This is a genomic window from Paraburkholderia sp. JPY419, from assembly GCF_050435705.1.
Lineage (GTDB): Bacteria > Pseudomonadota > Gammaproteobacteria > Burkholderiales > Burkholderiaceae > Paraburkholderia > Paraburkholderia youngii.
Map to the genome: position 1 here is coordinate 3224416 of NZ_JBNDKV010000002.1, position 24216 is coordinate 3248631.

Annotated in this window: 22 protein-coding genes, 1 tRNA gene and 1 pseudogene; 12 read left to right on the top strand and 12 right to left on the bottom strand. The window is 65.9% G+C overall.

Translation table 11 applies throughout. The features are described 5' to 3' along the window. Positions 1 to 96: 96 nt before the first annotated feature. From QFZ91_RS21080 to QFZ91_RS21105, 6 genes are all read right to left on the bottom strand, one after another. Complete coding sequence (locus tag QFZ91_RS21080) at positions 97 to 921, bottom strand: phosphodiesterase (protein ID WP_176382079.1); 825 nt, start codon at positions 919 to 921, stop codon at positions 97 to 99. Between the two features lie 54 nt (positions 922 to 975). Then, positions 976 to 2022, bottom strand: a complete 1047-nt coding sequence (locus QFZ91_RS21085) for an ABC transporter ATP-binding protein (protein ID WP_368718745.1) — start codon at positions 2020 to 2022, stop codon at positions 976 to 978. Then, positions 2019 to 2930, bottom strand: coding sequence for an ABC transporter permease (locus QFZ91_RS21090; RefSeq protein WP_429568316.1), 912 nt, complete (start codon positions 2928 to 2930; stop codon positions 2019 to 2021). Before QFZ91_RS21090 ends, QFZ91_RS21085 begins: the two co-directional genes overlap by 4 nt. A 14-nt stretch (positions 2931 to 2944) precedes the next feature. Further along, on the bottom strand, positions 2945 to 3769 hold the full coding sequence (locus QFZ91_RS21095; RefSeq protein ID WP_429568317.1) for an ABC transporter permease: 825 nt from the start codon (positions 3767 to 3769) through the stop codon (positions 2945 to 2947). After that, positions 3766 to 4848: an ABC transporter substrate-binding protein gene (locus QFZ91_RS21100; protein WP_429568318.1), complete on the bottom strand. Its 1083-nt coding sequence runs from the start codon at positions 4846 to 4848 to the stop codon at positions 3766 to 3768. Before QFZ91_RS21100 ends, QFZ91_RS21095 begins: the two co-directional genes overlap by 4 nt. Positions 4849 to 4946: 98 nt before the next feature. Continuing rightward, positions 4947 to 6014, bottom strand: coding sequence for a LacI family DNA-binding transcriptional regulator (locus tag QFZ91_RS21105; RefSeq protein WP_429568319.1), 1068 nt, complete (start codon positions 6012 to 6014; stop codon positions 4947 to 4949). Between the two features lie 141 nt (positions 6015 to 6155). Between QFZ91_RS21105 and QFZ91_RS21110 the strand changes: the two genes are divergently transcribed. Continuing rightward, a tRNA-Leu gene (locus QFZ91_RS21110) sits at positions 6156 to 6240 on the top strand. A 73-nt stretch (positions 6241 to 6313) separates the two neighbouring features. On the opposite strand, the pseudogene QFZ91_RS21115 reads toward QFZ91_RS21110, so the two are convergent. Next, a pseudogene (locus QFZ91_RS21115) lies at positions 6314 to 6499 on the bottom strand (helix-turn-helix domain-containing protein); the annotation flags it as partial. Between the two features lie 173 nt (positions 6500 to 6672). Here QFZ91_RS21115 and QFZ91_RS21120 point away from each other — a divergent pair. After that, entirely contained in the window at positions 6673 to 7176 is a 504-nt protein-coding gene (locus QFZ91_RS21120; RefSeq protein ID WP_429568320.1) for a M48 metallopeptidase family protein, read from the top strand. Positions 7177 to 7214: 38 nt separating this feature from the next. On the opposite strand, the gene QFZ91_RS21125 is transcribed toward QFZ91_RS21120, so the two are convergent. Continuing rightward, positions 7215 to 9551, bottom strand: a complete 2337-nt coding sequence (locus tag QFZ91_RS21125) for an FdhF/YdeP family oxidoreductase (RefSeq protein ID WP_429568321.1) — start codon at positions 9549 to 9551, stop codon at positions 7215 to 7217. Between the two features lie 140 nt (positions 9552 to 9691). Here QFZ91_RS21125 and QFZ91_RS21130 point away from each other — a divergent pair, with 140 nt between their 5' ends. Both QFZ91_RS21130 and QFZ91_RS21135 read left to right on the top strand, forming a co-directional pair. Then, complete coding sequence (locus QFZ91_RS21130) at positions 9692 to 11125, top strand: PLP-dependent aminotransferase family protein (protein WP_429568322.1); 1434 nt, start codon at positions 9692 to 9694, stop codon at positions 11123 to 11125. 47 nt (positions 11126 to 11172) lie between these two features. Further along, entirely contained in the window at positions 11173 to 11463 is a 291-nt protein-coding gene (locus QFZ91_RS21135) for a helix-turn-helix domain-containing protein (RefSeq protein WP_176108142.1), read from the top strand. Between the two features lie 66 nt (positions 11464 to 11529). Here QFZ91_RS21135 and QFZ91_RS21140 read toward each other — a convergent pair whose 3' ends face one another. Continuing rightward, positions 11530 to 12123, bottom strand: coding sequence for a lysozyme inhibitor LprI family protein (locus tag QFZ91_RS21140; protein ID WP_429568323.1), 594 nt, complete (start codon positions 12121 to 12123; stop codon positions 11530 to 11532). A gap of 260 nt (positions 12124 to 12383) precedes the next feature. On the opposite strand from QFZ91_RS21140, the gene QFZ91_RS21145 reads away from it, so the two are divergent. From QFZ91_RS21145 to QFZ91_RS21180, 8 genes are all read left to right on the top strand, one after another. Beyond that, a complete protein-coding gene (locus QFZ91_RS21145; RefSeq protein WP_429568324.1) occupies positions 12384 to 13244 on the top strand; it encodes an SH3 domain-containing protein in 861 nt (286 codons plus the stop codon). 283 nt (positions 13245 to 13527) lie between these two features. Further along, entirely contained in the window at positions 13528 to 15840 is a 2313-nt protein-coding gene (locus QFZ91_RS21150) for a putative bifunctional diguanylate cyclase/phosphodiesterase (RefSeq protein WP_429568325.1), read from the top strand. Between the two features lie 135 nt (positions 15841 to 15975). After that, complete coding sequence (locus tag QFZ91_RS21155) at positions 15976 to 16164, top strand: hypothetical protein (protein ID WP_008922008.1); 189 nt, start codon at positions 15976 to 15978, stop codon at positions 16162 to 16164. 169 nt (positions 16165 to 16333) lie between these two features. Next, positions 16334 to 17731 (top strand): FAD-containing oxidoreductase, encoded by a 1398-nt coding sequence (locus QFZ91_RS21160; RefSeq protein ID WP_429568326.1) that lies wholly within the window; start codon positions 16334 to 16336, stop codon positions 17729 to 17731. Positions 17732 to 17759: 28 nt separating this feature from the next. Then, positions 17760 to 18113 carry a cupin domain-containing protein gene (locus QFZ91_RS21165; protein ID WP_368718755.1) on the top strand — a complete coding sequence of 118 codons (354 nt, stop codon included), beginning with the start codon at positions 17760 to 17762 and terminating at the stop codon, positions 18111 to 18113. A gap of 147 nt (positions 18114 to 18260) precedes the next feature. Continuing rightward, the gene (locus QFZ91_RS21170) at positions 18261 to 18836 is read left to right on the top strand and encodes a TMEM175 family protein (protein ID WP_176382052.1); all 576 of its coding nucleotides are present in this window, start codon (positions 18261 to 18263) and stop codon (positions 18834 to 18836) included. A gap of 2 nt (positions 18837 to 18838) precedes the next feature. Then, complete coding sequence (locus QFZ91_RS21175) at positions 18839 to 19657, top strand: hypothetical protein (RefSeq protein WP_368718756.1); 819 nt, start codon at positions 18839 to 18841, stop codon at positions 19655 to 19657. Next, positions 19654 to 20142, top strand: coding sequence for a metallophosphoesterase family protein (locus tag QFZ91_RS21180; protein ID WP_184226637.1), 489 nt, complete (start codon positions 19654 to 19656; stop codon positions 20140 to 20142). Before QFZ91_RS21175 ends, QFZ91_RS21180 begins: the two co-directional genes overlap by 4 nt. A 67-nt stretch (positions 20143 to 20209) precedes the next feature. On the opposite strand, the gene proP is transcribed toward QFZ91_RS21180, so the two are convergent. The 3 genes from proP to argA all read right to left on the bottom strand — a co-directional run bounded on the left by proP (position 20210) and on the right by argA (position 24208). Beyond that, positions 20210 to 21679, bottom strand: coding sequence for a glycine betaine/L-proline transporter ProP (gene proP / locus QFZ91_RS21185; protein WP_176108151.1), 1470 nt, complete (start codon positions 21677 to 21679; stop codon positions 20210 to 20212). Between the two features lie 736 nt (positions 21680 to 22415). Next, a complete protein-coding gene (locus QFZ91_RS21190) occupies positions 22416 to 22688 on the bottom strand; it encodes an oxidative damage protection protein (protein WP_026228676.1) in 273 nt (90 codons plus the stop codon). Positions 22689 to 22819: 131 nt separating this feature from the next. Further along, a complete protein-coding gene (gene argA / locus QFZ91_RS21195; protein ID WP_176108152.1) occupies positions 22820 to 24208 on the bottom strand; it encodes an amino-acid N-acetyltransferase in 1389 nt (462 codons plus the stop codon). Positions 24209 to 24216: the final 8 nt, after the last annotated feature.

Genomic DNA, 24216 nt, shown 5'->3' on the forward strand with positions numbered 1-24216 from the left:
GCCGATCATACCGGAGCGGCGGGGTTCCTGCTGGCGGTCGCGCGAGCGCTCGCCCGCGCGTCCGCCATCCGGTTGCAGAGAGATCTACCGCTCCTGTCAGTCGATCAACGCGCCAGCATCGTAGAACGGATACGGGCCGTCGGCCGGATCGACATACGCGTGATGCGTGACGATGCCCGTCGCCGGCGCGTAGTAATGCAGCGCGTAAGCGGGCGGCTCCATCACGAACGCCGACGGTCCTTCCTCGCGAAAATCGAGCGCCACCTGGTGCGCGGGCGCGGGAATCGCGCTCGCGATCGTGCCGCCGAAGCGCACGAACATCGAGCGATGCACGTGCCCGCAGAGCACGCGCTCGACGTTGGGATAGCGGGCGATCAACGCGGCGAGCTTGTCCGATGCCGCCGGGTCGAGCCGGATCTCGTCCATATGTCCGATGCCGCACGCGAACGGCGGATGATGCAGCGCGACCACGACCGGCTTGCCGCGCGCCGCATCGAGCTGCTGCGCGAGCCACGCGAGCCGCGTGTCACACAGCATGCCGGCGCTCGAACCGGGCACCAGCGAATCGAGCGCGATCACGCGCAGCGGGCCGACGTCGGCCGCGTACTGCACGAACTCGCCGCCGCTTTGCAATTCCTCGCGCTCGGGAAACGCCGCGCGCAGCGCGTTGCGTTCGTCGTGATTGCCGACCATCAGGAAGTAGGGGATCTCGAGCGGCGCGAGCAGTGCCTTCAGGTGCGCATACTGCTCTGGGTCGCCCTGATCGACGAGGTCGCCGGTCATCAGCACCGCGTCGGGGCGCGGTGTGAGCGCGTTCAGCGCGTCGATGCAGCGCGCGAGGTAGGGAGCGGTATCGACGCGGCGATACGCGAGTGCGCCGGGTTGTTTGATATGCAGATCGCTAATTTGGGCCAGCAGCATGACAGAGGTCCTTGTTGCTTCGTGTTGAGCGCCTGGCTGCGGCGCTGTTTGTACCTACGATAGCGCAATCAGTGCGTCCCGCTCGATCGAAATGCCGACCGGCGTGCCACGCGCAAGCTCGATACGGCCCGCGACATCGACGACGAGCGGCTCGGGCGCGGCGCCGCCAATCGTCAGACGCGTGCGTTCGCCGAGGAACGCGGTGCTTTCGATCAGGCCGCGCAACTGCGCGAGCGCGGGGTCGGTGAGCCGCGCGTCCTCGGGGCGAAAGAAGATTTCGTGCGGGCCGGTCGCATTCGATGCATGCGCGGGCACCGGCACGGCGCCGCCGCTCGTCGTCAGCATGCCGTCGCGCGGCTCGCCCGCGATACGGTTGATCGTGCCGACGAACTGCGCGACCGTGCGATTGGCCGGACGATAGTAGATGTCACGCGGCGAACCGATCTGCTCGATGCGTCCCGCGCTCATCACGACGATCCGATCGCCGAGCTCCATCGCCTCGGCCTGATCGTGCGTCACGTAGACGGTGGTGATGCCGAGCTCGCGCAACAGCGCGTTCATCTCCGTGCGCAATGCGTCGCGCAGACGCGCGTCGAGCGCGGTCAGCGGTTCGTCGAGCAGCAGCACGCGCGGCTGCACCGCGAGCGCGCGAGCGAGCGCCACACGTTGACGCTGGCCGCCCGACAGTTGATCGATCGGTTTGTCCGCGTGCGCGGCAAGCCGCATCATGCCGAGCAGTTCGTCGATGCGTTGGCGGGCAGTTGCCGCCGGCACGCGCCTGATCTTCAGACCGTAGCCGATGTTGCCGCGCACGGTCAGGTTCGGAAACAGCGCGTAGCTCTGGAACACCATGCCGACCGCGCGTTTTTCGATCGGCAGCGTGGTCACGTCGTCGTCGCCGAATGCGATGCGACCGCCCGCGTCCGGGGTTTCGAGGCCCGCGATCAGGCGCAGCGTCGTCGTCTTGCCGCAGCCCGACGGTCCGAGCAGCACGAGGGTTTCGCCCGCGCCGATCGACAGGTCGAGCGGTTCGAGCACGCGCGTGCCGCGAAACGTCTTGGCGCATTGCGTGAGCGTGATGGGAACCGAGGTGAGTTTCATGGCGTGTCGATGGGTTTCGCGAAAGAGGCGGCGCCGTGCCTGTTCGACGCGCTGCGCTGGCCGGTCGCATCGACGCCGAGCCATTGCATCGCGACGAGGAGCGGCATCGTCATGATGAAGAACAGGATCGTGTACGCGCTGCCGATCTCGATGCGCATCGATGCGTAGGTATCGGCGAGGCCGACCGGCAGCGTCTTCGTGTCCGGCGTGTGCAGCATCCACGTGAGGTTGAATTCGCCGATCGACAGCGTCAGCACCGCGAGCGCGCCCGCGACGATGCCGGGCCGCGCGTTCGGCAGCACGATCGTCACGAAGCGCGTGAAGAAGCCCGCGCCGAGGCTTGCCGCGCCTTCTTCTAGCGTGCGCAGATCGCTGCTCGCGCAGACCGCCGCGACCGCGCGCACCATGAACGGCAGCGTGAACACCACATGCCCGACCACGATGAACGCCGTGCTCATCCGGAACGCCGTGAAGCCGCCGTAGATCACCAGCAGCGCGAGCGCCGATGCGAGGCCGGGCAGCGCGATCGGCAGCACCAGAAACTCCTCAACGATGCGGGCGAAGCGTGTCTTGCTGCGCGCGAGCACGTAGCCCGCGGGTACGCCGGTCAACAGCGTGACGACGAGCGTCGCGGCGGCCACTTCGAGCGACAGCCACACCGAGCCGTGATACTGGCTCCACACTTCGACGAGCCAGCGCAGCGTGAGTCCGCTCGACACACCCTTGAAGTAGTTGACCGTCAGCCCCGCGACGATCGACATGACGACCGGCACGATCAGGAACGCGCACAGCAGCAGGGTGACGAACCATTGACCCGCGGCGAGCCAGGTTCGCGAGGAAGGCCACGCGCGTAGCGTGCGCGGTCCCGCTGCCGGTTGCGACGGCGAGGAGGCCGTGACTGAGTTCATGGATGGGTTGTCGTTCATGCGCTCGCCGCCACGCCCGAACCGCTCGCGCTGCGCGCGATGGCCAGCACCGCCCACGTGACGATGCCCAGCACGATCGACAGCCCCGCGGCGGTCACCATGTTCGCGTTCAGCGTGAACTCGGTATAGATGGTCATCGGCAGCACGTCGATGTCGGTGGCGAGCGTGAACGCCGTGCCGAACGCGCCCATCGCGGTCGCGAAGCACACGGCGCCTGCCGCGATCAGACCGGGCGACAGCGCCGGCAGCACGATGTCGCGCATGATGCGCCACGGCGATGCGCCGAGCGAGCGCGCGGCCTCTTCAAGCGAGGCATCGAGCTTGGTCGCGGAGGCCATCACGGTGACGATCACGCGCGGAATCGAGAAGTACAGATAGCCGAGAAACAGGCCGCTCATCGAATACGCGAATACCCAGCGATCGCCCGCGAGTTTCAGCGAGAGCGCGCCGATCAGCCCCTGACGCCCGGCCAGCATGATGACCATGAAGCCGACGACGACGCCCGGAAACGCGAGCGGAAACGTCAGCAGCGCGAACAGCGTGCGCTTGCCGACGAACTCGCGGCGCGCGAGCAGCAGCCCCGCGATCACCGACAGCACCAGGGTGGCCGCCGTGACCGCCGCCGACAGCACGACGGTCGCGCCGAGGCTCGACATATAACGCGGATTGGTCAGCATCGCGCGATAGGTCGCGAACGCGTGGCCGCCGCCGGAGAGCTGCGCGAGCGCGCCCATCGGCAGCAGCCAGAACGCGATGAATACCGCGAGCGCCGGCGCGAGCAACGCGATGCGCCAGCGCAGCGGGAACGTGACGTCGTTCAATGCATCACCTGCAGATAGCGCTCGCCGAAGCCCGACTGCTTTTCGGCCATCTTCGCGAAGTCGACCGGCTTCGCGCGCGCGTATTCGCTCGCGGGCAGGAACTGCGCGGCGGTCTCGGCATTCATCGCGCTCGCGCGCACCGGCCGCAGATACGCTTGCGCCCACAGCTTCTGGCCTTCGTCAGACAGCACGAAATCGAGCACCTTCTTGCCGTTCGTTTCATGCGGCGCGCCCTTCACGAGGCTCATCACGTACGGCACCGAGATCGTGCCTTCCTGCGGAATCACGAACTCGACGTTCGCATGATCCTTGTACTTCGCGCGATACGCGTCGAAGTCGTAGTCGAGCAGGATGGGAATTTCGCCGGACAGCACGCGCGCGTACGCGGTTTGCTTCGGCACGATCGGCGCGTTCGCCTTGAGCTTCCTGAACCAGTCGAGGCCCGGCTCGAAGTTATCGAGCGTGCCGCCGAGCGCCTGGTTCACCGCGACCGCGCCCGCATAGCCGACGAACGCGCTCGACGGATCGAGGTAGCCGATCATTCCTTTGTATTCGGGCTTCAGCAGATCGGCCCACGAGCGCGGCACCGGCTTGCCTTCGAGCGCGTCCTTGTTGACGAAGAAGCCGAGCGTGCCCGAGTGGATCGTGAACCAGTAGCCTTGCGGGTCTTTCAGGCTGGCCGGAATGTCGTCCCAGTGCGCGGGCTTGTATGTCTGGATCACGCCCTTGTCCTTGGCCTGGAACGCGGACGACACGCCGAGATACACGACGTCGGCGACCGGGCTTTTCTGCTCGGCCATCAGCTGTGCGATCGATTGGCCCGAGTTCTTGTTGTCGAACGGCACGCGAATGCCGGTCTTTTGCTGGATCGCCTTGATCTGGCTCGCCCAGTCGGCCCATTCGGGCGGGCAGTTGTAGCAGATCGCGGTTTCATCGGCGCGCGCGGTTTGCGGCGCGAGCGTGACGAACGCCGCGCCGGCGACGAGCAGGCTCGCCGGTAGCACGGTCGCGGCGGCGTGCGACAGTTTCTGCCAGAGCGGACTGAGCGAGGATGCGAAACGTGAGGTCGAGCGGGTCACTGCAGGTCTCCTGTGTTCGATCGGTGCAAGTGCTTCCGCACTCACTCCGGGCCCGTAAAAGGTGGTGGTTGCAAGCGGTTGTAGTGCGCGAAGGCTGCCTAGGCGGTCAGCCCTTGCGTTGGTGATGCCCTGTCGAAATCTGCGTGGGACCCGAGCGCCGCGATCGTCGCGCCTTCGCGCACGCTGTGCGGCAGGGTCAACGCGAGCGAGGTGGCGGGGAATGCGCGATCGTCGCGCGCGCCGCCGATGCGTGCGAGCAAGCGCTGCCACGCCGCACAGCCGATCTCGCGATTCGGCGCGCAGATGCTCGCGAGCGCTGGCGACAGCAGTTCGCCCATCGCGAGGCCGTCGAAGCCGAGAATCGACATGTCCTGCGGAATCTTCAGACGCGCGCGACGCAGGCCGCGCATCACGACCATCGCGAGCAGATCGTTGCTGCAGAAGAGGGCGGTCGGACGGTTTGCGCCGTGCGTCAGGTGCGCGAGCACGGACGGCGCGAGTTCGTCGGCGTTGAAATCGACTTCGAGCGCGGGCGCGGCCGTGAGGCCGGCTTGCTGCATCGCCTGCGTGTAGCCGAGATGCCGCTGACGCGCGCGATCCGACGCGGCGAACGAGCCGGCCAGCATCAGGATGCGGCGATGGCCGTTGGCGATGAGCCGGCGTACGCCGTCATAGGCGGCGAGGCGATTGTCGACCGACACGGACGGGCGGCGCACCGTGTCGTTGTGCATCAGCACGTACAGCAGGCCGTCGCGGTCGAGTTCGTCGAGCAGCGGATGGGTGTCGGCATCGGCGACGGTCAGGATCAGGCCTTCGACGCGATGCTCGCGCAGCGTTTCGATTGCGTGGCGTTCGCGCTCAACGTGGTACTGCGTGGTCATCAGCATCAGCCGGTAGCCTTGCGCCGACGCGAGATCGTCGATGCCTTGCAGGCATTCGGCGAACACCGGATTCGCGAGCGTCGGCAGAACGACGCCGATCAGGCGCGTGCGCTCGCCGCGCAATTGCCGGCCGAGCGGGCTCGGGCGGAAGTTCAGCGCGTCGATCGACTGCCGTACCTTGTCGAGCGTGATGGGGTTCACGGTATGCGGCGCGTTGATCGCGCGCGATACCGTGGCGATGGAAAAGCCCGCGTGGGCGGCGACATCCTTGATCGTCGGCGTCATCGGTTTGCGGCCCGCTGTAATCGTTTTCGTGAGCGGATTATCGGCAAGGTTTGTGACTTGGGGATGAACGTGGTGTCGGGCGTTCTTGGGGCTGCGGCGAGGCGATGGTAGAATTCGCGACCACGCGCGATTGCGACCCTTGCCGGGGTGATGAAATTGGTAAACATAGCGGACTTAAAATCCGCCGCCTTCGGGCTTGCCGGTTCAAGTCCGGTCCCCGGCACCAGAGTTGCAAATGACAGGCACGATGCGCGCACGCCGATGACCGCCGTGCCGATCTCGCTCTCCAGTTTTCCCGATCAGAAATCCAGTTGCTTCGCGCTGATACCGAGCGCAGCCGCGATCTTTTCGCGCGATGATTTGCGCAGGCGATCGCTGTTTTCCTGTTGTGCATAAGCAGACTGACTGATGCCAAGACGCGCCGCGATGTCCGCCTGAGTGAAACCGAGATGTTCGCGCCATGCGCGTGCGGGTGAAGCGCTTTCGTTGGCCTATGCGGACAAATTGAGTGAGAAACTGTCACGCCGCATAACGCGATGATGTCACGCCGCATAACGCGATGAGCCCCCAGAACTCGGCGTAAATCCGGACAAGCGCCCAACCTTGTCGATCGGCGCGACCCTGCGTAATATCTCCTCGCCAACCTCGATCCGTCTTCATGTCTTCGCTCAAATACCTGACCGGCTACCCCGCACCTCTGCAAGAGAAGGTGAGAACGCTGATCGCCGACGATCAGCTCGGCTCCTATCTCGCGCAGAAGTACCCGAACACGCACGAGGTGCAAACCGACCGCGCGCTGTACGAGTACTGCGGCGAGCTCAAACGCGAATACCTGCGCAACGCGGAGCAGATCGACAAGGTCGCTTACGACAGCAAGCTCGACGTGATGCGCCACGCGCTCGGCCTGCATACGAGCATTTCGCGCGTGCAGGGCAGCAAGCTGAAGGCGAAGAAGGAAATCCGCATCGCGTCGTTATTCAAGGGCGCGGCGCCGGAGTTTCTGAAGATGATCGTCGTGCACGAACTCGCTCATCTGAAAGAGAGCGATCACAACAAGGCGTTCTATCGTCTGTGCGAGTTCATGCAGCCGGGGTACCACCAGATCGAATTCGATCTGCGTCTGTATCTGACGCATCGCGATCTGGCGAAAAAGCCCGGGTGAGGGACGCCGCGCGCAAGGCGCGGAAAATAGAGCCGACTTCAGGCCGCCAGAACAGCGGCATCCTCCACCGCCGACGCGGTCAACAACACCGGAATCGACTTCGACGTCGGCGTACCCGCGCCATCCGCGACCGAGGAGAGCGGCACCAGCGGATTCGTCTCCGGGTAATAAGCGCCGAGGCAGCCGCGCGGAATGTCGTACTCGACGAGCAGAAAACCGTCCACCCGTCGCTCGATGCCATCGGCCCACACGCTCGTGATATCGACACGCTGACCGGCCGCGAACCCGAGCATCGCCAGATCGTCCTTGTTGGCGAACAGCACGCGCCGCTGTCCGTACACGCCGCGATAGCGATCGTCGAGACCGTAAATCGTCGTGTTGTACTGATCGTGTGAGCGGATGGTCATCAGCGTCATCAGGCGTTCGCCGTGACGCTTCTTCGCCTGATGAATCGGCGTGTCGAGCGCGATCGCGTGGACGATGAACTGCGCCTTGCCGCTCGGCGTTTTCCAGATGCGATCGCGCGACGCGACGCCGAGATGGAAACCGCCGGGCTTCTTCAGCCGCTCGTTGTAGTCGTCGAAACCGTCGATCACCTTCGCGATGCCATCGCGAATCAATGCGTAGTCGGCCGCATGCGCGAGCCAGTCCACCTTGCCGCTGCCCAAAGTCGCATGCGCCATGCGCGCGACGATCGCCACTTCGGATAGCAGATTGTCCGACGCCGGCTTGTTCATCCCGTATGAGATGTGCACCATGCTCATCGAATCCTCGACGCTGACGCCTTGCGCCACGCCGTTCTGAATATCGATCTCGGTGCGCCCGAGCGTTGGCAGGATGAGGGCGTCGCGGCCATGCACGAGGTGGCTGCGATTGAGCTTCGTCGTCACGTGCACGGTCAGCTCGCATGCGCGCATCGCGTCCCACGTGCGCGGCGTATCCGGCGTCGCGATCGAGAAATTGCCGCCGAGGCCGATGAACACTTTCACCTTGCCATCGAGCATCGCCTGAATCGTGTTGACGACGTCGAGACCGTGCTCACGCGGCGGCGCGAAATCGTAGACTGCGCCAAGATTGTCGAGAAACGCTTCGGTAGGCTTTTCCTCGATGCCGACCGTGCGGTCGCCCTGCACGTTCGAGTGGCCGCGAACCGGGCACAGCCCCGCGCCGCGCCGGCCGATATTGCCGCGCATCATCATCAGATTCGACAGCAATTGCACCGTCGCGACAGAGTTCTTGTGCTGCGTGAGACCCATGCCCCAGGTCGAAATCACCGCGCGGCCCTTCACGTAGATATCGGCGAGCTTCAGCACCTCGTCGAGCGGCACGCCGGACTCGGCGACGATCGTGTCCCAGCGCTCGGCGCGCAGATCATCGGCGAATGCGGCGAAGCCGACCGTGTGCTGGGCGATGAAGTCGACGTCGAGCACGCGCTCGAGGCCTGACACGAGCGCTTCGTCGTCGAGTTCGAGCACGCGTTTGGCGACGCCCTTGATCAGCGCGAAATCGCCGCCGACCTTCGGACGGATGAACACGGAGCTGATTTTCGTGCTGCCCATCGTCAGCATTTCGACCGGATGCTGCGGGCTCGCGAAACGTTCGAGGCCGCGCTCCTTCAGCGGATTGATCGACACGATCGTGGCGCCGCGCTTCGCGCATTCGCGCAGCTCGCCGAGCATGCGCGGATGGTTGGTGGCCGGGTTCTGGCCGAAGATCAGCAGCGTATCCGCGTGTTCGAAGTCGTCGAGCGTGACCGTGCCCTTGCCTACGCCGACCGTGTGCGGCAGGCCACGGCTCGTCGCCTCGTGGCACATGTTCGAGCAATCGGGAAAATTGTTGGTGCCGTACATGCGCACGAACAGCTGGTACAGGAACGCGGCTTCGTTGCTCGCGCGGCCCGACGTATAGAACGCGGCGCGGTTCGGATCGTCGAGGCGCTTCAGATGGCTTGCGATGAGCTCGAACGCGCCGTCCCAGCCGATCGGCACGTAGCGGTCGCGCGCGGCGTCGTAGACGAGCGGATCGGTCAGGCGGCCGTGCTGCTCAAGCTCGAAGTCGGATTGCGTCATCAGCTCGGCGACGCTGTGCTGCTCGAAGAACGCCGGCGTCACGCGCTTGCCGGTGGCCTCGGCGGCCACCGCCTTCACGCCGTTTTCGCAGAACTCGAACGTCGACGCGTGCTCGCGATCCGGCCACGCGCAGCCGGGGCAGTCGAAGCCGTCAGGCTGGTTCTGCTTGAGCAGCGTGCGGTAGTTGCCGCCCGCGACCTTTTCCTTGAGCAGGTTGATGGCGACATGCTTCAGCGCGCCCCAGCCGGCGGCGGGGTGCTTGTACGGCTCGATGCGGGGTTCGGCTTGTGCTTCGTTCTTCTTCATGACGTGACGATGGACAGATTCGACAGATTTTGCAGACCAATGCCCGCAAGCGTACTGTGTTCTACAATCCACGTCGGATACAGAAAATCGGAAAGAATAGGAGTACAGTTGCGCGACGATCCCTGAACCGCCCAAATCGCATGAAGCTCTACGAAAAACTCGCCGACGAAATCACCGAAGCCGTGCGCCGCGGCGTATTCGCGGCCGGCGAGCGGATTGCGTCGGTGCGGCAGGCGAGCCAGCAGCACGGCGTCAGCATCAAGACGGTGCTGCATGCGTATGCGCTGCTGGAGAGCCGCGGCATCATCGAGAGCCGGCCGCAGTCGGGCTATTTCGTGCGCGACGCGGCCGCGCGGGCGCTCGCGCCGGTGCCCGCCGCGGCGGGCGCGGGCCGCAAGTCCGCGCCGCCGCCAGTGCCCGCGACGGTCGACGTGAGCCGGCTCGTGCTGTCGACCCTGCGCAGCATCCGCGCGCACGACGCCGTGCCGTTCGGCTCGCCGTATCCCGATCCGTCGCTGTTCCCGTGGCGGCGCATCAACCAGTACGCGAACGCGGTTGCGCGGCGGCACGCGAGCTGGAATCTGATCGACGATCTGCCGCCGGGCAACCCCGAGCTGATCCGCCAGATCGCGCGGCGCTATGCGGAAAACGGTCTGCCGGTCGATCCGGGCGAAATCGTGATCACGCTCGGCGCGACGGAGGCGATCAACCTGAGCCTGCAGGCGGTCGCGAAGCCGGGCGACACCGTCGCGGTCGAATCGCCGACCTTCTACGCGATGCTGCACGCGATCGAGCGCCTCGGCATGCGCGCAATCGAGGTGGCGACGCATCCGGTCGACGGCATCGACATCGACGCGCTCGCGAAGGTGATCGCGCGGCAGAAGATCGCCGCGTGCATGGTGATGCCGAACTTCCAGAATCCGCTCGGTTTCTGCATGTCCGACGAGCGCAAGCGGCAGCTGGTCGAACTGCTGGCCGCGCACGAGATTCCGGCGATCGAAAACGACGTCTACCAGGAGCTGTATTTCGGCGACGCGCGGCCATCGACGCTGAAGACGTTCGACACCAAAGGGCTCGTGCTGCACTGTGCGTCGTTTTCGAAAAGCCTGAGCGCGTCGTACCGGATCGGCTGGGCGCTGCCGGGGCGTTATCGCGCGCAGGTCGAGAAGCTCAAGTTCCTGAATACGCTGACGACGCCGTCGGTGCCGCAGGTCGCGGTCGCCGATTATCTGCGTCAGGATGGCTACGACCGGCATTTGCGGCATCTGCGCCGCGTGTACCGGCAGCAGGCGAGCATCATGAGTGCGCTGGTGCTGCGCTTCTTCCCGGTCGGCACGCGCGTGTCGACGCCGCGCGGCGGCTACGTGCTGTGGGTCGAGCTGCCGGTTGCGATCGACTCGATGCGGCTTTATCAGGCCGCGCTCGAACGAGGTATCACGGTCGGGCCGGGGATGATGTTTTCGACGCGCAACGATTATCGGCACTTCATCCGGCTCAACTACAGCTATCCGTGGAACGCGCCGGCCGAGGCGGCGCTGAAGACGCTCGGCGAGCTGGCTACGGCGATGACGTGAAGGGCGCAACCGCGATACGACCGACACCTCACAACTGCGAGACCGACATGAACGACGACGACATCGACCCGCAACTCGCCGCGATACTCGCGCAGCTATGGCGCGCGCATCGCGAGACACCCCGGCGCGCATGGTCGCTAGCGAAGCTGTCGAAGCAGGCCGGCGTGCCGATGAGCAGCTTGCGGCGGCAATTGACGGCGCTATCGGGCGGCGGTCTCGTCGATACGATGTTCCACGACGATGGCACCGGAGCCGCGTCGCTGAGCGAAATCGGCGCGCAGCTTTGCGCGGAGCTGTTCGGCACAGGCGAGGGCGGTGAGCCGTCGGCCGCTGACTGAGCTTTGCGTGCGCAATTCACCCGGCGCGCAGGTTGATCGCCGTCGTGGCCAGTGTGTTTCGCCGTCTCATTGCCCAACGCTCGCCTGCACCTGCGGTTGCATCGGCATCGGCGCTTGTGCTTGCGGCGGCGCCATGTCCACAGGCTGGAGCGTGGCCACGCCGCAAAACCAGTCGCCATCGTGCGGCTGATACTTCCAACGCTTGCCCGACTGTCCGATCACGCTTGCACACTGCTCGTTGACGACGAGGCCGGGCTTCGCGGCCGTGCATTGCAGCGTCGACGGGTCCGGGTGCGCGTCCGCATCCCCACCCGCGGACGCCGCGCGCCGGGAGCCGCCCGGCAAGCTCGCCAGCAGCCGCTGCAATTCGTCGATGCGCGTCGCGTACCACGTCCGCAGACACGCGGCGTCACGGCAGTTCGCTTCGCGCCAGGCCCACTTGCTGTCGCTGTCGTCGATGAACGCGCGGCGCTGGGCGACTCGTCGACGCGCTTGCCAGTAGAGTTGGCCCAACGTGTCGTCGAGCGCCGACAGCGCGGAGTCGCCGCAAATCATGCGCTCGGCCGGCGAGCGGCCGCGGTGGCAGTCGAAGCTGGTGGCGTTGGCATGCGGATGCGCGAGCAGCAGTCCGGCGATCAGGAGGCGGCGGAAAAGGGTCATCAGGGTCCCGGCGGTGCATCGATTGATCATGCCGCCGATGATCGACCGGTCGCGCGCCTCGCGGACGTCCGAACAACGCGGGAGTTCGGGCGGGTCGTTACCAGATGTTGCCGCACGGGCTTGCCGGCTGGCATGTGCCATGCGCGAGTACGGCGCGCGCACGTTCGCGTGTCATGAAGAAGGCGCAATCTCTATATATTGGAAGTGGGGGCACATAGGCCGGCGTGATCAAAAGGTGGCCATCGAGATAGGAAGAACGAATGCAACGACAACTCGTGATCGGTCTTTACATGGCAGCGGGCCTGCTGATTTTGCCCGGCGTGGCCAGCGCGCAGTCGCAGGCCTATACGAATAGCGGCACAAACCTGCGCGCGGGCCCGGCGTCCGACTACCCGATCGTCGCGCAGCTACCGGGCGGCGTTCCGGTGACGGTGATGGGGTGCCTGAGCAACTACCAGTGGTGCGACGTCGCCACACCGAATCTGCGCGGCTGGGTGTATGCGTCTCGGCTCAGTTCGCCGTACCAGGGCTACAACATGCCGCTGAACTACGGCGCGGCGCTCGGCCTGCCGATCCTCGCGTTCTCGATCAACGATTACTGGGGCAACTACTACCGCGGCCAGCCGTGGTACGGCCAGCGGTCGCGCTGGGCGCGTCATGCGCCGCCCCCGCCGCCGCGACCGGGCGCCGGGCATCCCCCGCCGAACTGGCGGCCGTTGCCGGGGCATGTCGGCGGGCGTCCTCCGGGTGGGTCGCCGCCGGGCAATGCGGGCGGGCGTCCTCCGGGTGGGCCGCCGCCGGGCCATGCAGGCGGACGGCCTCCAGGTCACGAGGGCGGCCGACCACCGGGCAACGCGGGCGGCCGACCACCGGGTGGTCCGCCGCCGGGCAGCGCGGGCGGCCGTCCTCCCGGCGCGCAGCAGGGCGGTGGGGGGGTTGGCCGGCCACCGGGCGGCGGACCGCAAGGCGGCGGAGGCGGTCGCCCGCCGGGCGGCGCTCAGCAGGGCGGCGGCAATCGTCCCCCAGGTGGTCAAGGCGGACCTCAAAGTGATCATCAAGGCGGACCCCAAGGCGGTGGTGGCGGCGGAACACGGCCACCAGGAGGCGGCGGCAACAATTGACAATTGAGACATTGACGCCGCCACAGCACTGAAGACAGTGGTGCCAATCGGGCCGCCGCAACCTGCCGCAGCGGCCCGGCATCGATCCGCTGCGGCGCTTGCGGGCCACGAACCGACGGCCTCAGACCTGCCGTCGCCCGTCGTACCCGCGTCGACCGATGCTCGCACACCACACCCGTAGCCGTCCGCACGCAATGCGTGGCAGATTTCCACGCCGTGCTTAGCGTAAACCCCGGTGTGCCGCGTACACTAACTTGCCGATGTTGGGTTGGGGGGCGCAACTATGATTTGCGAAGCGACATCACGTGGCACGACAGCCGCGCCGGAGGGCGCCCGCTATCGCCCGGAACGGGCCGAGGAAGTACTCGCATCCGAGCGCAGCGTGTTGCGGCTGATCACGCGCAACACGCCGCTGCCCGAGCTGCTCGACGAAGTCTGCCGTCGCGCCGAGGCGCTGCTCGGCGACGGCGCGTGCTGCTCGATCCTGCTGCTCGACCCCGACGGCTTGCACGTGCGTGTCGGCGGCGCGCCGTCGCTGCCGCCCCCGTTCAGCGCCGCGATCGAGGGCGCCGCGATCGGTCCGCGCGCCGGCTCATGCGGCACGGCGATGTTCGAGCGCCGTCTGGTGATCGTCGACGACATCGAATCCGATCCGCTGTGGGAAAACTTCCGCGCTTTCGCATTGCCCCATGGCTTGCGCGCCTGCTGGTCCGTGCCCTTCGAAAACGATGCCGGCAACGTGCTCGGCGCGTTCGCGGTCTACTACCGCACCACGCGCCGTCCGACCCCCGAGGAAGAGGCGATGCTGCGCGACATCGGCAGCAGCGTCGGCCTCGCGGTCCATCAGGACGCGATGGCGCAGCGCCTCGCGCATAGCGAGGAGCGTCACCGGCTGGTCGTCGATCATCTGAGCGAAGGCATCGTCGTGCAGTCGCGCACCGGCATCGTGCTCGCCTGCAATCCGAGTGCGCAGCGCATGCTGCACGTGACACCGCAGGTCGTCGGCCGCAGCATGCAGACCGTGATGACACGCGCGTTCGGCGAGGACGGCTCGGTGATCGGCGACGCCAACCGTCCGGTCACCCAGGTCTTCGCGACCGGCAAGCCGATGCTCGGCGTGACGATCGGCCTCGAGCTGATGAGCGGCGAAGTCGTGTGGATCACGGAAAACGTCGTGCCGATCCTGCGCCCGGGCGACAGCGAACCGGACTCCGTGCTGATTTCGTTTTCCGACATCGGGCCGGTGCGCGAGGCGCAGCGCCAGCTGAAGTACCTCGCCACGCGCGATTCGCTGACGGGCCTCTACAACCGCGCCTACCTGACCGAACGGATGCGCGACCTGTTCGCGCCGCGCGCCGGCGGCGAGCATGGCGGCGAACTCGCCAGCGTCGCCGTGCTGTTCGTCGATCTCGACGGCTTCAAGAAGGTCAACGACACCGCCGGTCACGAAGCCGGCGATGCCCTGCTGTGCAGCGTGGCCGAGCGGTTGTCGGCCTGCGTCGGGCGCAGCGACACGCTGGCGCGGGTGGGCGGCGACGAGTTCGTGATCGTCTCCAGTGCGTGCGGTAATACCAGCGAGCTGATCGGCCTCGCGCATCGTGTTCTCGACATGATCGCGGTGCCATTCGCGGTGGCGGGGAACGAGTACTACCTGGGCGCGTCGATCGGCATTAGCCTCTTTCCCGAAGACGGCCGGGACGTCGCGACGCTGATGCGCAACGCCGACTCGGCGATGTATCACGCGAAGCAGCGCGGCCGCAACAACTTCCAGTTCTTCACCGCCGAGCTGAACCAGCATCTGCAGCGGCGTTTCACGATCGAGCAGTCGCTGCGGCGCGCGCTCGCGGGCAACGAGCTGAGCCTCGTGTACCAGCCGATCGTCGATAGCCAGAGCGGCCGCACGATCGGCGCGGAAGCGCTGCTGCGCTGGTACAACGGCGAACTGGGCAACGTGTCGCCGGGCGAATTCATTCCGGTCGCCGAGGACGCCGGGCTGATCGTCGAGATCGGCGACTGGGTGCTCGAACACGCCTGCCAGCAGGTCGCGCAGTGGCGGCGCACGTTGGCGCCGCATCTGGTCGTCGCGGTGAATCTGTCGCCGCGGCAGTTCAACGACGGGCTGCTCGAGCGCATCGAGCGCTGTCTCGCGCAGTGCGCGCTCGAACCGGCCGCGCTCGAACTCGAAATCACCGAGCGGCTGCTGATGAGCGACAGCGATACCGTGCTGCCGATGCTGAGCGCGCTGAGCGCAATGGGCGTGCGCGTGTCGGTCGACGATTTCGGCACCGGCTATTCGTCGCTGTCGTACCTGAAGCGCTTTCCGCTGCACAACCTGAAGATCGACCGGTCGTTCGTCGCGGGGCTGCCGGATCATCGCGATTCGATCGCGATCACGCAGGCGGTCGTCGCGATGGCGCACTCGCTCGGCATGAACGTGACCGCCGAGGGCGTCGAGACCGCCGAGCAGGCGGCGTTTCTGCGCGCGATCGATTGCGACAAGCAGCAGGGCTACCTGTACAGCCGGCCGGTCGGGGCCAGCGCCTATGCGCGCACGCTGTACGACGCGCAATTGATCGGCAGGGCGAAGGCGTCCTGATGCGATTGTTCAGTTTGCCGAACAAGTGACTTCGCGTTGCCGCTATTTATCGGCGGCGACGCGCTCCCTAGAATTCCCCCATCGAAACGTTATTGGTGCGCAGTGCCGAAGCGGCGCTCCGCAATGGGGGTCGTGATGTCAGAGTTGATCAGAAACCAGCTTTACCGGCCATCGGTCGTGTTGCCGATGGTCGCCTTGATGCAGGTGATGGTGTCGCAAGACTTCAATCTCGGCCAGGTCGGCTGGGTGTTCGCGGCGCGCGGCGCGCAGGCCGCATTGCAGCGTTCGCGCGAGTTGATTTGCGCGGTTCATTGCCACGCCTGAGAAGTCCCACGAAGTACCACCCAGTAATCCAGACTGATTGGCGCCGCCTCGCGCGGCGCGCGGCGAAACGGGCCGTCGCCAAAGCGCCCGCACAATCCGACATCGCATGGCAGCCCGTGGCACTAAGCGTAAGATGCTACGACCTGCACCCTGCCCCGGGAGAGTTGCCATGCCACAGCACTTCGACGCAGTCGTGATCGGTACGGGACAAGGCGGCTCGCCGCTCGCCGTGCGGCTCGCTCAAAGCGGGCGCCGTACCGCGGTGATCGAACGCGCGGACTTCGGCGGCACCTGTGTCAACGTTGGCTGCACGCCGACCAAATCTTATGTGGCGAGCGCCCGCGCGGCGCACGTGGCGCGCCATGCGGCGGACCTCGGCGTGCAGGTGGGCTCGGTCAGCGTCGATATGGCGGCCGTCAAGGCGCGCAAGGACCGGATCATCGGACAGTCGCGCAGCGGCGTCGAAAAGTGGCTGCGCGGCACGAAAAACATCACGGTGTTCAATGGCCACGCGCGCTTCACCGGCGCGCGCACGCTTTCGATCATCGGGCGCGACGGCCAACTGCTGGACGAACTCAGCGCGTTCGAAATCTTCATCAACACCGGCACGCGCGCGGTCGTGCCGCCGCTCGAAGGCATCCAGCGGATTCCGTACTACACGAACTCGACGCTGCTCGAACTGACCACGTTGCCGAATCATCTGGTGATCGTCGGCGGCAGTTATATCGCGCTCGAATTCGCGCAGGTGTTTCGCCGCTTCGGCAGCCGCGTCAGCGTGCTGGTGCGTGGCGAGCGCGTGCTCAACCGCGAGGATGCCGATTTCGCGGAATCGGTGCAGAAGGTGCTCGCGCGCGAGGGCGTCGAGTTTCATTTCGGCGTGCAGCCGACGCGCGTCGAGCCGCATCCGCATCGCGCAAACGACGTGTGCATCGGCTTCGAGCAGAACATTCCGGCGATGGAGGCATCGCATCTGCTGATCGCGACCGGCCGCACGCCGAATACCGACGACCTCGGTCTCGACGTCGCGGGCATCGAGACCGACCGGCACGGCACGATCATCGTCGACGGCCAGCTGCGCACCAGCGTGCCGGGCGTCTGGGCGATCGGCGACGTGAACGGCCGCGGCGCGTTCACGCATACGTCTTACGACGACTACCAGATCGTCGCGGCGAACCTGCTCGACGGCGGCGCGCGCAGCGTCGACACGCGGATCATGACGTACGCGGTGTTCGTCGATCCGCCGCTCGCGCGTGTCGGCATGTCGGAAGAGGAGGTGCGCAAGAGCGGCCGCAAAGCGCTGATCGCGACGATGCCGATGTCGCGAGTGGGCCGTGCGCGCGAGCGTGGCGAAACCGACGGCTTCATGAAGGCGCTCGTCGATGCCAACAGCAAACAGATACTCGGCGCGGCGATTCACGGCGTCGAGGGCGACGAGGCGATCCATACGTTCGTCGACATCATGACGGCGGGCGCGCCGTATCCCACTTTGCAATACGCGATGCACGTGCATCCGACCATCAGCGAACTCGTGCCGACGCTGCTCGATGGACTCAAACCGATGCAATGAACTGCGTTGACGCCGGCGCGACACGCCCATGACAAGCTCGCTCAAACCCGCACGTAGCAGCGGCAACCTGTTCGACGCCGTCGCGCGGTCGAGGACGACGGCCGATGAGCAGGTCGACGCGCTCGTCGAGCGGGGCGGCGTGACGATCGAGCGGATCGTCTCGACGGGGCAGGCGAGTCCGCCGGGCTTCTGGTACGACAGCCCGCGCGCCGAATGGGTCGTGCTGCTCAGCGGCGCGGCGGTGCTCGAATTCGACGGCGACCCCGAGCCGCATCCGATGAAGCCAGGCGATCACGTGCTGATCGAAGCGCATTGCCGGCACCGCGTCGCATATACGAGCGACACCGAGCCAAGCGTGTGGCTCGCCGTCTACTACCCGTGAGCCCCGGCGCATAGAGCCGTTCGCGCGGCCGGTTCCGCGCATCGACAAATCCTCGCGCCATCGCGGATAATCGGCAGCGGCGCGGCCCGGGCGCAACGCGCGGGCGGGCTGTGCGCCCCACCGCATTCATCTTCGGGACAACGCAGCATGGGCAAGGGACGTGTCGAAGCCTTCAGCGATGGCGTAATCGCCATCATCATCACGATCATGGTGCTCGAGCTGAAGGTGCCAGAGGGCTACGATCTCGCGGCGCTGCGCCCGGTCGTACCGGTGTTCTGCGCTTACGTACTGAGCTTCATCTACGTCGGCATCTACTGGAACAATCACCATCACGTGTTCCATGCGGTGCAGAAGGTCAACGGCACGGTGCTGTGGGCGAACCTGCATCTGCTGTTCTGGCTGTCGCTGCTGCCGGTCGTCACGCACTGGGTCGGCCGAAACCATCTGGCCGCGTGGCCGACCGCGATGTACGGCATCGTGCTGTTCATGTCGGCGATCGCGTATTTCATCCTGACGCGTGCGCTGATTTCTCAGCATGGACGCGATTCGGCACTGGCCAAAGCGCTCGGCAACGACTTCAAGGGTAAGGTCTCGGTCGTCATTTACCTGACCGGCATCGGGCTCGCGTTCGTCGTGCCGTGGGCGTCGGCGGCGCTGTACGCGCTCGCGGCCGTGTGGTGGTTCGTGCCGGACCGGCGCATCGAACACGTGCTGGAGGCCTGAGCATGCTGCTCGCGCTGAAGCTCGTGCTGGTGCCGGCCTTTCTCGCGGCGCTGACGGTGGCCGCGCGCGTCTGGGGACCATCGGTCGCGGGATGGCTCGCGGGGCTGCCGGTCGTCGCCGGACCGATCATGCTGCTGCTCGCGCTCGAGCGAGGGCCGGCGTTCGCGGCGCAGGCGTCGGCGGCGTCGATTGCGGCGATCGCCGCGTTGGAGGCGTTCAATCTTGCTTATGGTTGGACCTGCCGGCGTTTCGCCTGGCCGCTTGCACTGGTCGTGGGGGTGGCCGGCTGGCTCGGCGCGGCGCTGCTGATCGTGCGGCTGCCCGGTTCGGCCGGGTGGGCGCTGGCGGCGGCGTGCGTGGGCGTCGCGGTGTCGCAGAGCAGCTTGCCGCGCGCGACCGGTCATGTACCGGCGGCGCGCGTCGGCCGCGCGGATCTGGCGGTACGCATGCTCGCGGGCGCGCTGCTGACGCTCGCGGTGACGACGGCCTCGGCATCGATGGGCGCGGCGTGGAGTGGCGTGCTGTCGGTGTTTCCGCTGCTCGGTATCGTGCTCGCGGTATCGGCGCAGCGTGCGCATGGCGCGGACTTCGTCGCGCTGCTGATGCGCGGCATGGTGGTCGGGCGCGGCTCGTTCGCGGCGTTCTTCGCGGTGACGGCATTGCTGTTGCCACAGTACGGTGTGGCGACGGGCTTTGCGTGCGCGGCGGTGGTGTCGGTCGTCGTGCAGGGGTTGACGCGGCGCATGCTGGCTGGGCAGCGGCGCGCCCCAGCGGCGGCGCGTGAGTTTGCGCAGCCGCAGACTGAGCAGGACTGCGCATGACTTCACGTCGCCCACCATCGACTGCTGCCCGCATCGGGCTCGTCTCCGATACCCACAACCTCGTGCGTCCCGAAGCGTTGCACTATCTGGACGGCTGCGACGCGATCATTCACGCGGGCGATATCTGCAAGCCGGACGTGCTCGACGCGCTCGCGCGGATCGCGCCGCTGACCGCGGTGCGCGGCAACAACGATACCGGTGAATGGGCGGCGTCTTTACCGACGCATGCTCGGCTGACCGTCCAGCAGGTCACGATTCTGGTCGTGCACGATATCGCCGAGCTGGGCTGCGTACCGCACGATGAAGGCATTCGCGTCGTGGTGAGCGGCCACTCGCACAAGCCGTCGATCGCCGAGCGCGACGGCGTGCTGTACGTCAATCCGGGCAGCGCGGGGCCACGGCGCTTCAAGCTGCCGGTGTGCGCTGGCAGACTGATCGTCGAAGGCGCGCAGGTCAGCGCGACGTTCGATGCGCTGCTGACGTAAAAAAAGCGGGCCGGCGAAAATCGCCGGCCCGCTTCGAGACTACTCTGGCGAGGGATGACTGCGCCGATCAGGCACGCGCGGTCGCAGCCGCCGCGAACCGTTCATCCATCTCCTCGGCCTCGCGTTCGCCGCGCAGCACCGCGTGCGCTTCGGCGCGCGTCGCGACGCACGGGCCCGAGCCGAGCAGCGGCTTGCGCGCGGTTTCGCGCAGCGCAAGCACCGATACAATGCCGATCAGCGATGCGCCCATCAGGTAGTACGCGGGCATCATCAGATTGCCGGTGCGGTCGACCAGCCATGCGGTCACGAGCGGCGTCGTACCGCCGAACAGCGACACCGAGACATTGAAGCCGATCGCGAGCGCACCGTAGCGGATCCGGGTCGGGAACAGCGCCGGCAGTGCCGACGGCATCACGCCGGTGAAACACGACAGCAGCACGCCGAGAATCATCAGACCGGCGAACACCGGCAGCACCGTGCCCATGCGAATCAGCAGCAGCGCGGGAATCGACAGCGCGAACAGACCGACGCAGCCGAGCAGCATCACCGGCTTGCGGCCGATCGCGTCGGACAGACGGCCGGCGGCGAGCGTCATCGGCATCATCAGGATCATCACGAGCAGCACGAGGAACAGGCCGTGCGTCTCATTGAAGTGCAGCGTCGCCGACAGATAGCTCGGCAGATACGACAGCGCCATGTAGTCGGTCACGTTGAAGATCAGCACGAGGCCGACGCACAGCAGCAGCGGCTTCCATTGCTGCGCGAGCAGCTGGCCGAACGACTGCTTAGGCAGCGCGCGGTCCTCGGCTTCACGCTGTTCGGCCTGCTTCTTGAACGCGGGCGTTTCCTCGAGCTTCATACGGATGTAGAGACCCATGAGGCCGAGCGGACCGGCGATCAGGAACGGCACGCGCCAGCCCCAGGACAGCAGTGCGTCGGTCGACAGCGTCGCCGTCAACAGCGCGACCGTGCCCGCGCCGAGCACATAGCCGATCAGCGTGCCGAACTCGAGGAAGCTGCCCATGAAGCCGCGGCGCTTGTCGGTCGAAAATTCGGCAATGAAGGTCGCGGCGCCGCCGTACTCGCCGCCGGTCGAGAAGCCCTGCACGAGGCGCGCGAGCAGCAATAGCGCCGGCGCGAGAATGCCGATCGTCGCGTAGTTGGGGATCAGGCCGATCGCGAAGGTGCCCGCGGCCATCATGATCATCGTCATCGCCAGCACGCGCTGACGGCCGATACGGTCACCGAGCGGCCCGAACACCATGCCGCCGATCGGCCGCACGAGAAACGCCGCGGCAAACGTGCCGAAGGTCGCGATGAGCTGCGCCGACGGGCTCGACGAGGGGAAGAACACCTTGCCGAGCGTCACCGCGATATAGCTGTACACGCCGAAATCGAACCATTCCATCGCGTTGCCGAGCGCCATTGCGCCGACGGCCCGTTTCAGGAGGGAGTGATCGACGACGGTGATGTCGTCGAGGGTAAGGCGTTGTTCTTGTTTGTGATGTCGCCAGAAGCCGTTGCTGGAAGCGGTCAAGGTTAAAAACTCCAATGACTGCGACGAAACTCGTGATGCGTTCCGCCTCGGTTGCTGGAAGTGCAATTTCGTGAGCGTGGCGAGGGTATCCGCGGTGCCGGTTATACGGCGGCGGAACAGTTGGCGAAATGAAGCAAACGCCCGTGCCTCGCGATAAGTTCGCGAAAAAACACTCGTCTAGATTGTGCTGACAGTTGCACCTGCGTGGCCGTGGAAGGGGGGCAGGTGCATGAAGGACGCGGGGTTGCGGAAGCCGACCCATGCGCCACTGAAGGCTTGAAACGAAAAAGGCCGGTCTTGAATTTATCCGCGTTAGGCGGGGAAACGACCGACGAGCCTTCTTGTTTAAAAACAGCTCGATTCAGGATGACGCACGCGCCGAAAATGCACGACGAGCCAATCTGAAAAGAACACGAATGAAGGTGAATTGCAGCTGAAACGGGGCACATATTAGCACGATGACAGAGGATCGTGCAAACCGGGGGTGCGGGCGAAGGCCGCCGGTGTGGCTCAATCCATTGCGGGGCGGGGGTTCTGGCGGGGTCGAAACGGGTTTGAAAACGGACCGCTTAGAACATTCGCGGGGGCGATTTTTTGACGTGCAGACGAGGTGAATGCCGACACGATGCGCGGCCGATGTCGGGGCGAAAAAATCCGCGCTCGCGGCGCGGATTTTTAGGCGTGTGTTCGCCCGGTTCGGGCGACGCGTGCTGGTGTCGCTCTCGACGTGGCAAGCTCAAGCCGACGGCGGCACGTAGCCCGATGCGGTATCCGCGCCTTCGCCGAAGAAGAACTTTTCGGTCTGCTTCATCAGATACTGACGCGCGCGCGGATCGGCCATGTTCAGGCGGTTTTCGTTGATCAGCATGGTCTGCTGCTTCAACCAGGCCTGCCAGGCTTCCTTCGAGATACTTTCGTAGATCCGCTTGCCGAGTTCGCCCGGCAGCGGCGGGAAATCGAGGCCTTCGGCTTCCTTGCCGAGCTTCGCGCATTGAACCATACGAGTCATGCTGTGCTTCTCCTGTGTCGACCGGAGTGAGTGCTTTAGCACTGACTCCAGTCCCATGAAAAATAATTACTGTATCAACGTGGGGCGGGCAAACGCCAGTTCGGATCAGATGGGGACGATCACGCAGTTACTCAAAGCTGTTTCATCAGCACGAGCGACTTTCGCTGCCAGTTATAGAGTCGGCGGCGGTCTTCGGGCAGGTCGTCGACCGTAGCCTTGACGAAGCCGCGTTTCAGGAACCAGTGTTCGGTGCGCGTGGTGAGCACGAAAATGCGCGTGAGGCCGCGTGCCCGCGCGCGCTGCTCGATCCGCTTGAGCAGACGCTCGCCGTCGCCGGTGCCTTGCGCTTCGGGTGCGACCGTAAGGCACGCCATTTCGCCGATGCGCTCCTGCGAATACGGATACAGCGCCGCGCAGCCGAACAGCACGCCGTCGTGCTCGATCACCGAGAAATGGTCGATGTCGCGCTCGATCTGGTGACGGCCGCGCCGTACCAGCGTGCCGTCGGCTTCGAGCGGCTCGATCAGCGCGAGAATGCCGCCGACGTCGTCCGGCGTCGCTTCGCGCAGGCTTTCGAGGTTCTCGTACGAGATCATCGTGCCGACGCCATCGTGCAGGAACAGTTCGAGCAGCAGGCTGCCGTCGAGCGCATACGGGATGATGTGCGCGCGCGGCACGCCGCCGCGGCAGGCGCGGATCGAATGCTTCAGGTAGAAGCCGGCGTCGCCGGTGACTTCGCCGCTTTCGTGCAGCTTGTAGGCGTCGTCGAGCGACAGTTCGCGGATCAGCTCCGTACCGCTTTCGCTGGTCTCCATCAGACCCGCGGTTTCGGTCAGGAACACGATCTTGTCGGCGCGCAGCGCGATGGCCGCGGCCGAAGCCACGTCTTCCATCGACAGATTGAACGCTTCGCCGGTGGGGGAGAAGCCGAGCGGCGACAGCAGCACGAGCTTGCGGCTCGCGAGCGAATGTCGGATCGAATCCGCGTCGATCTTGCGCACGAGACCCGTGTGCTGGAAGTCGACGCCGTCCAGAATGCCGACTGGGCGCGCCGTTACGAAGTTGCCCGACACGACGCTGATGTGCGCGTGCGCCATCGGCGTGTTCGGCAGACCCTGGCTGATTGCGGCTTCGATGTCGAGACGCACTTCGCCGGCCGCTTCCTTCGCGGACTCGAGCGCGCGCGCGTCGGTAATGCGCATGCCGTGCGAAAACTCCGATTCGACGCCGTGGAGACTCATCTGCTCCTCGACCTGCGGGCGCGAGCCATGCACCAAAACGATCTGGATGCCCATTGCCTGTAGCAGCGCGATGTCGGACACGAGTGCATTGAGCAGCCCCTGATGCACCACTTCGCCGCCGAAACCGACGACGAATGTCTTGTTTCGGAACGCGTGGATATACGGAGCGACTGAACGCATCCAGTCGACGAATTGCGCGTGCTGGGCGAGGGTTTCCGGCGAGTCGGCGGGGGCCGGAACGCTCGCGGGCGCGGGGACGAGGTCGGTTTGGGAATTCATGCCGGGGA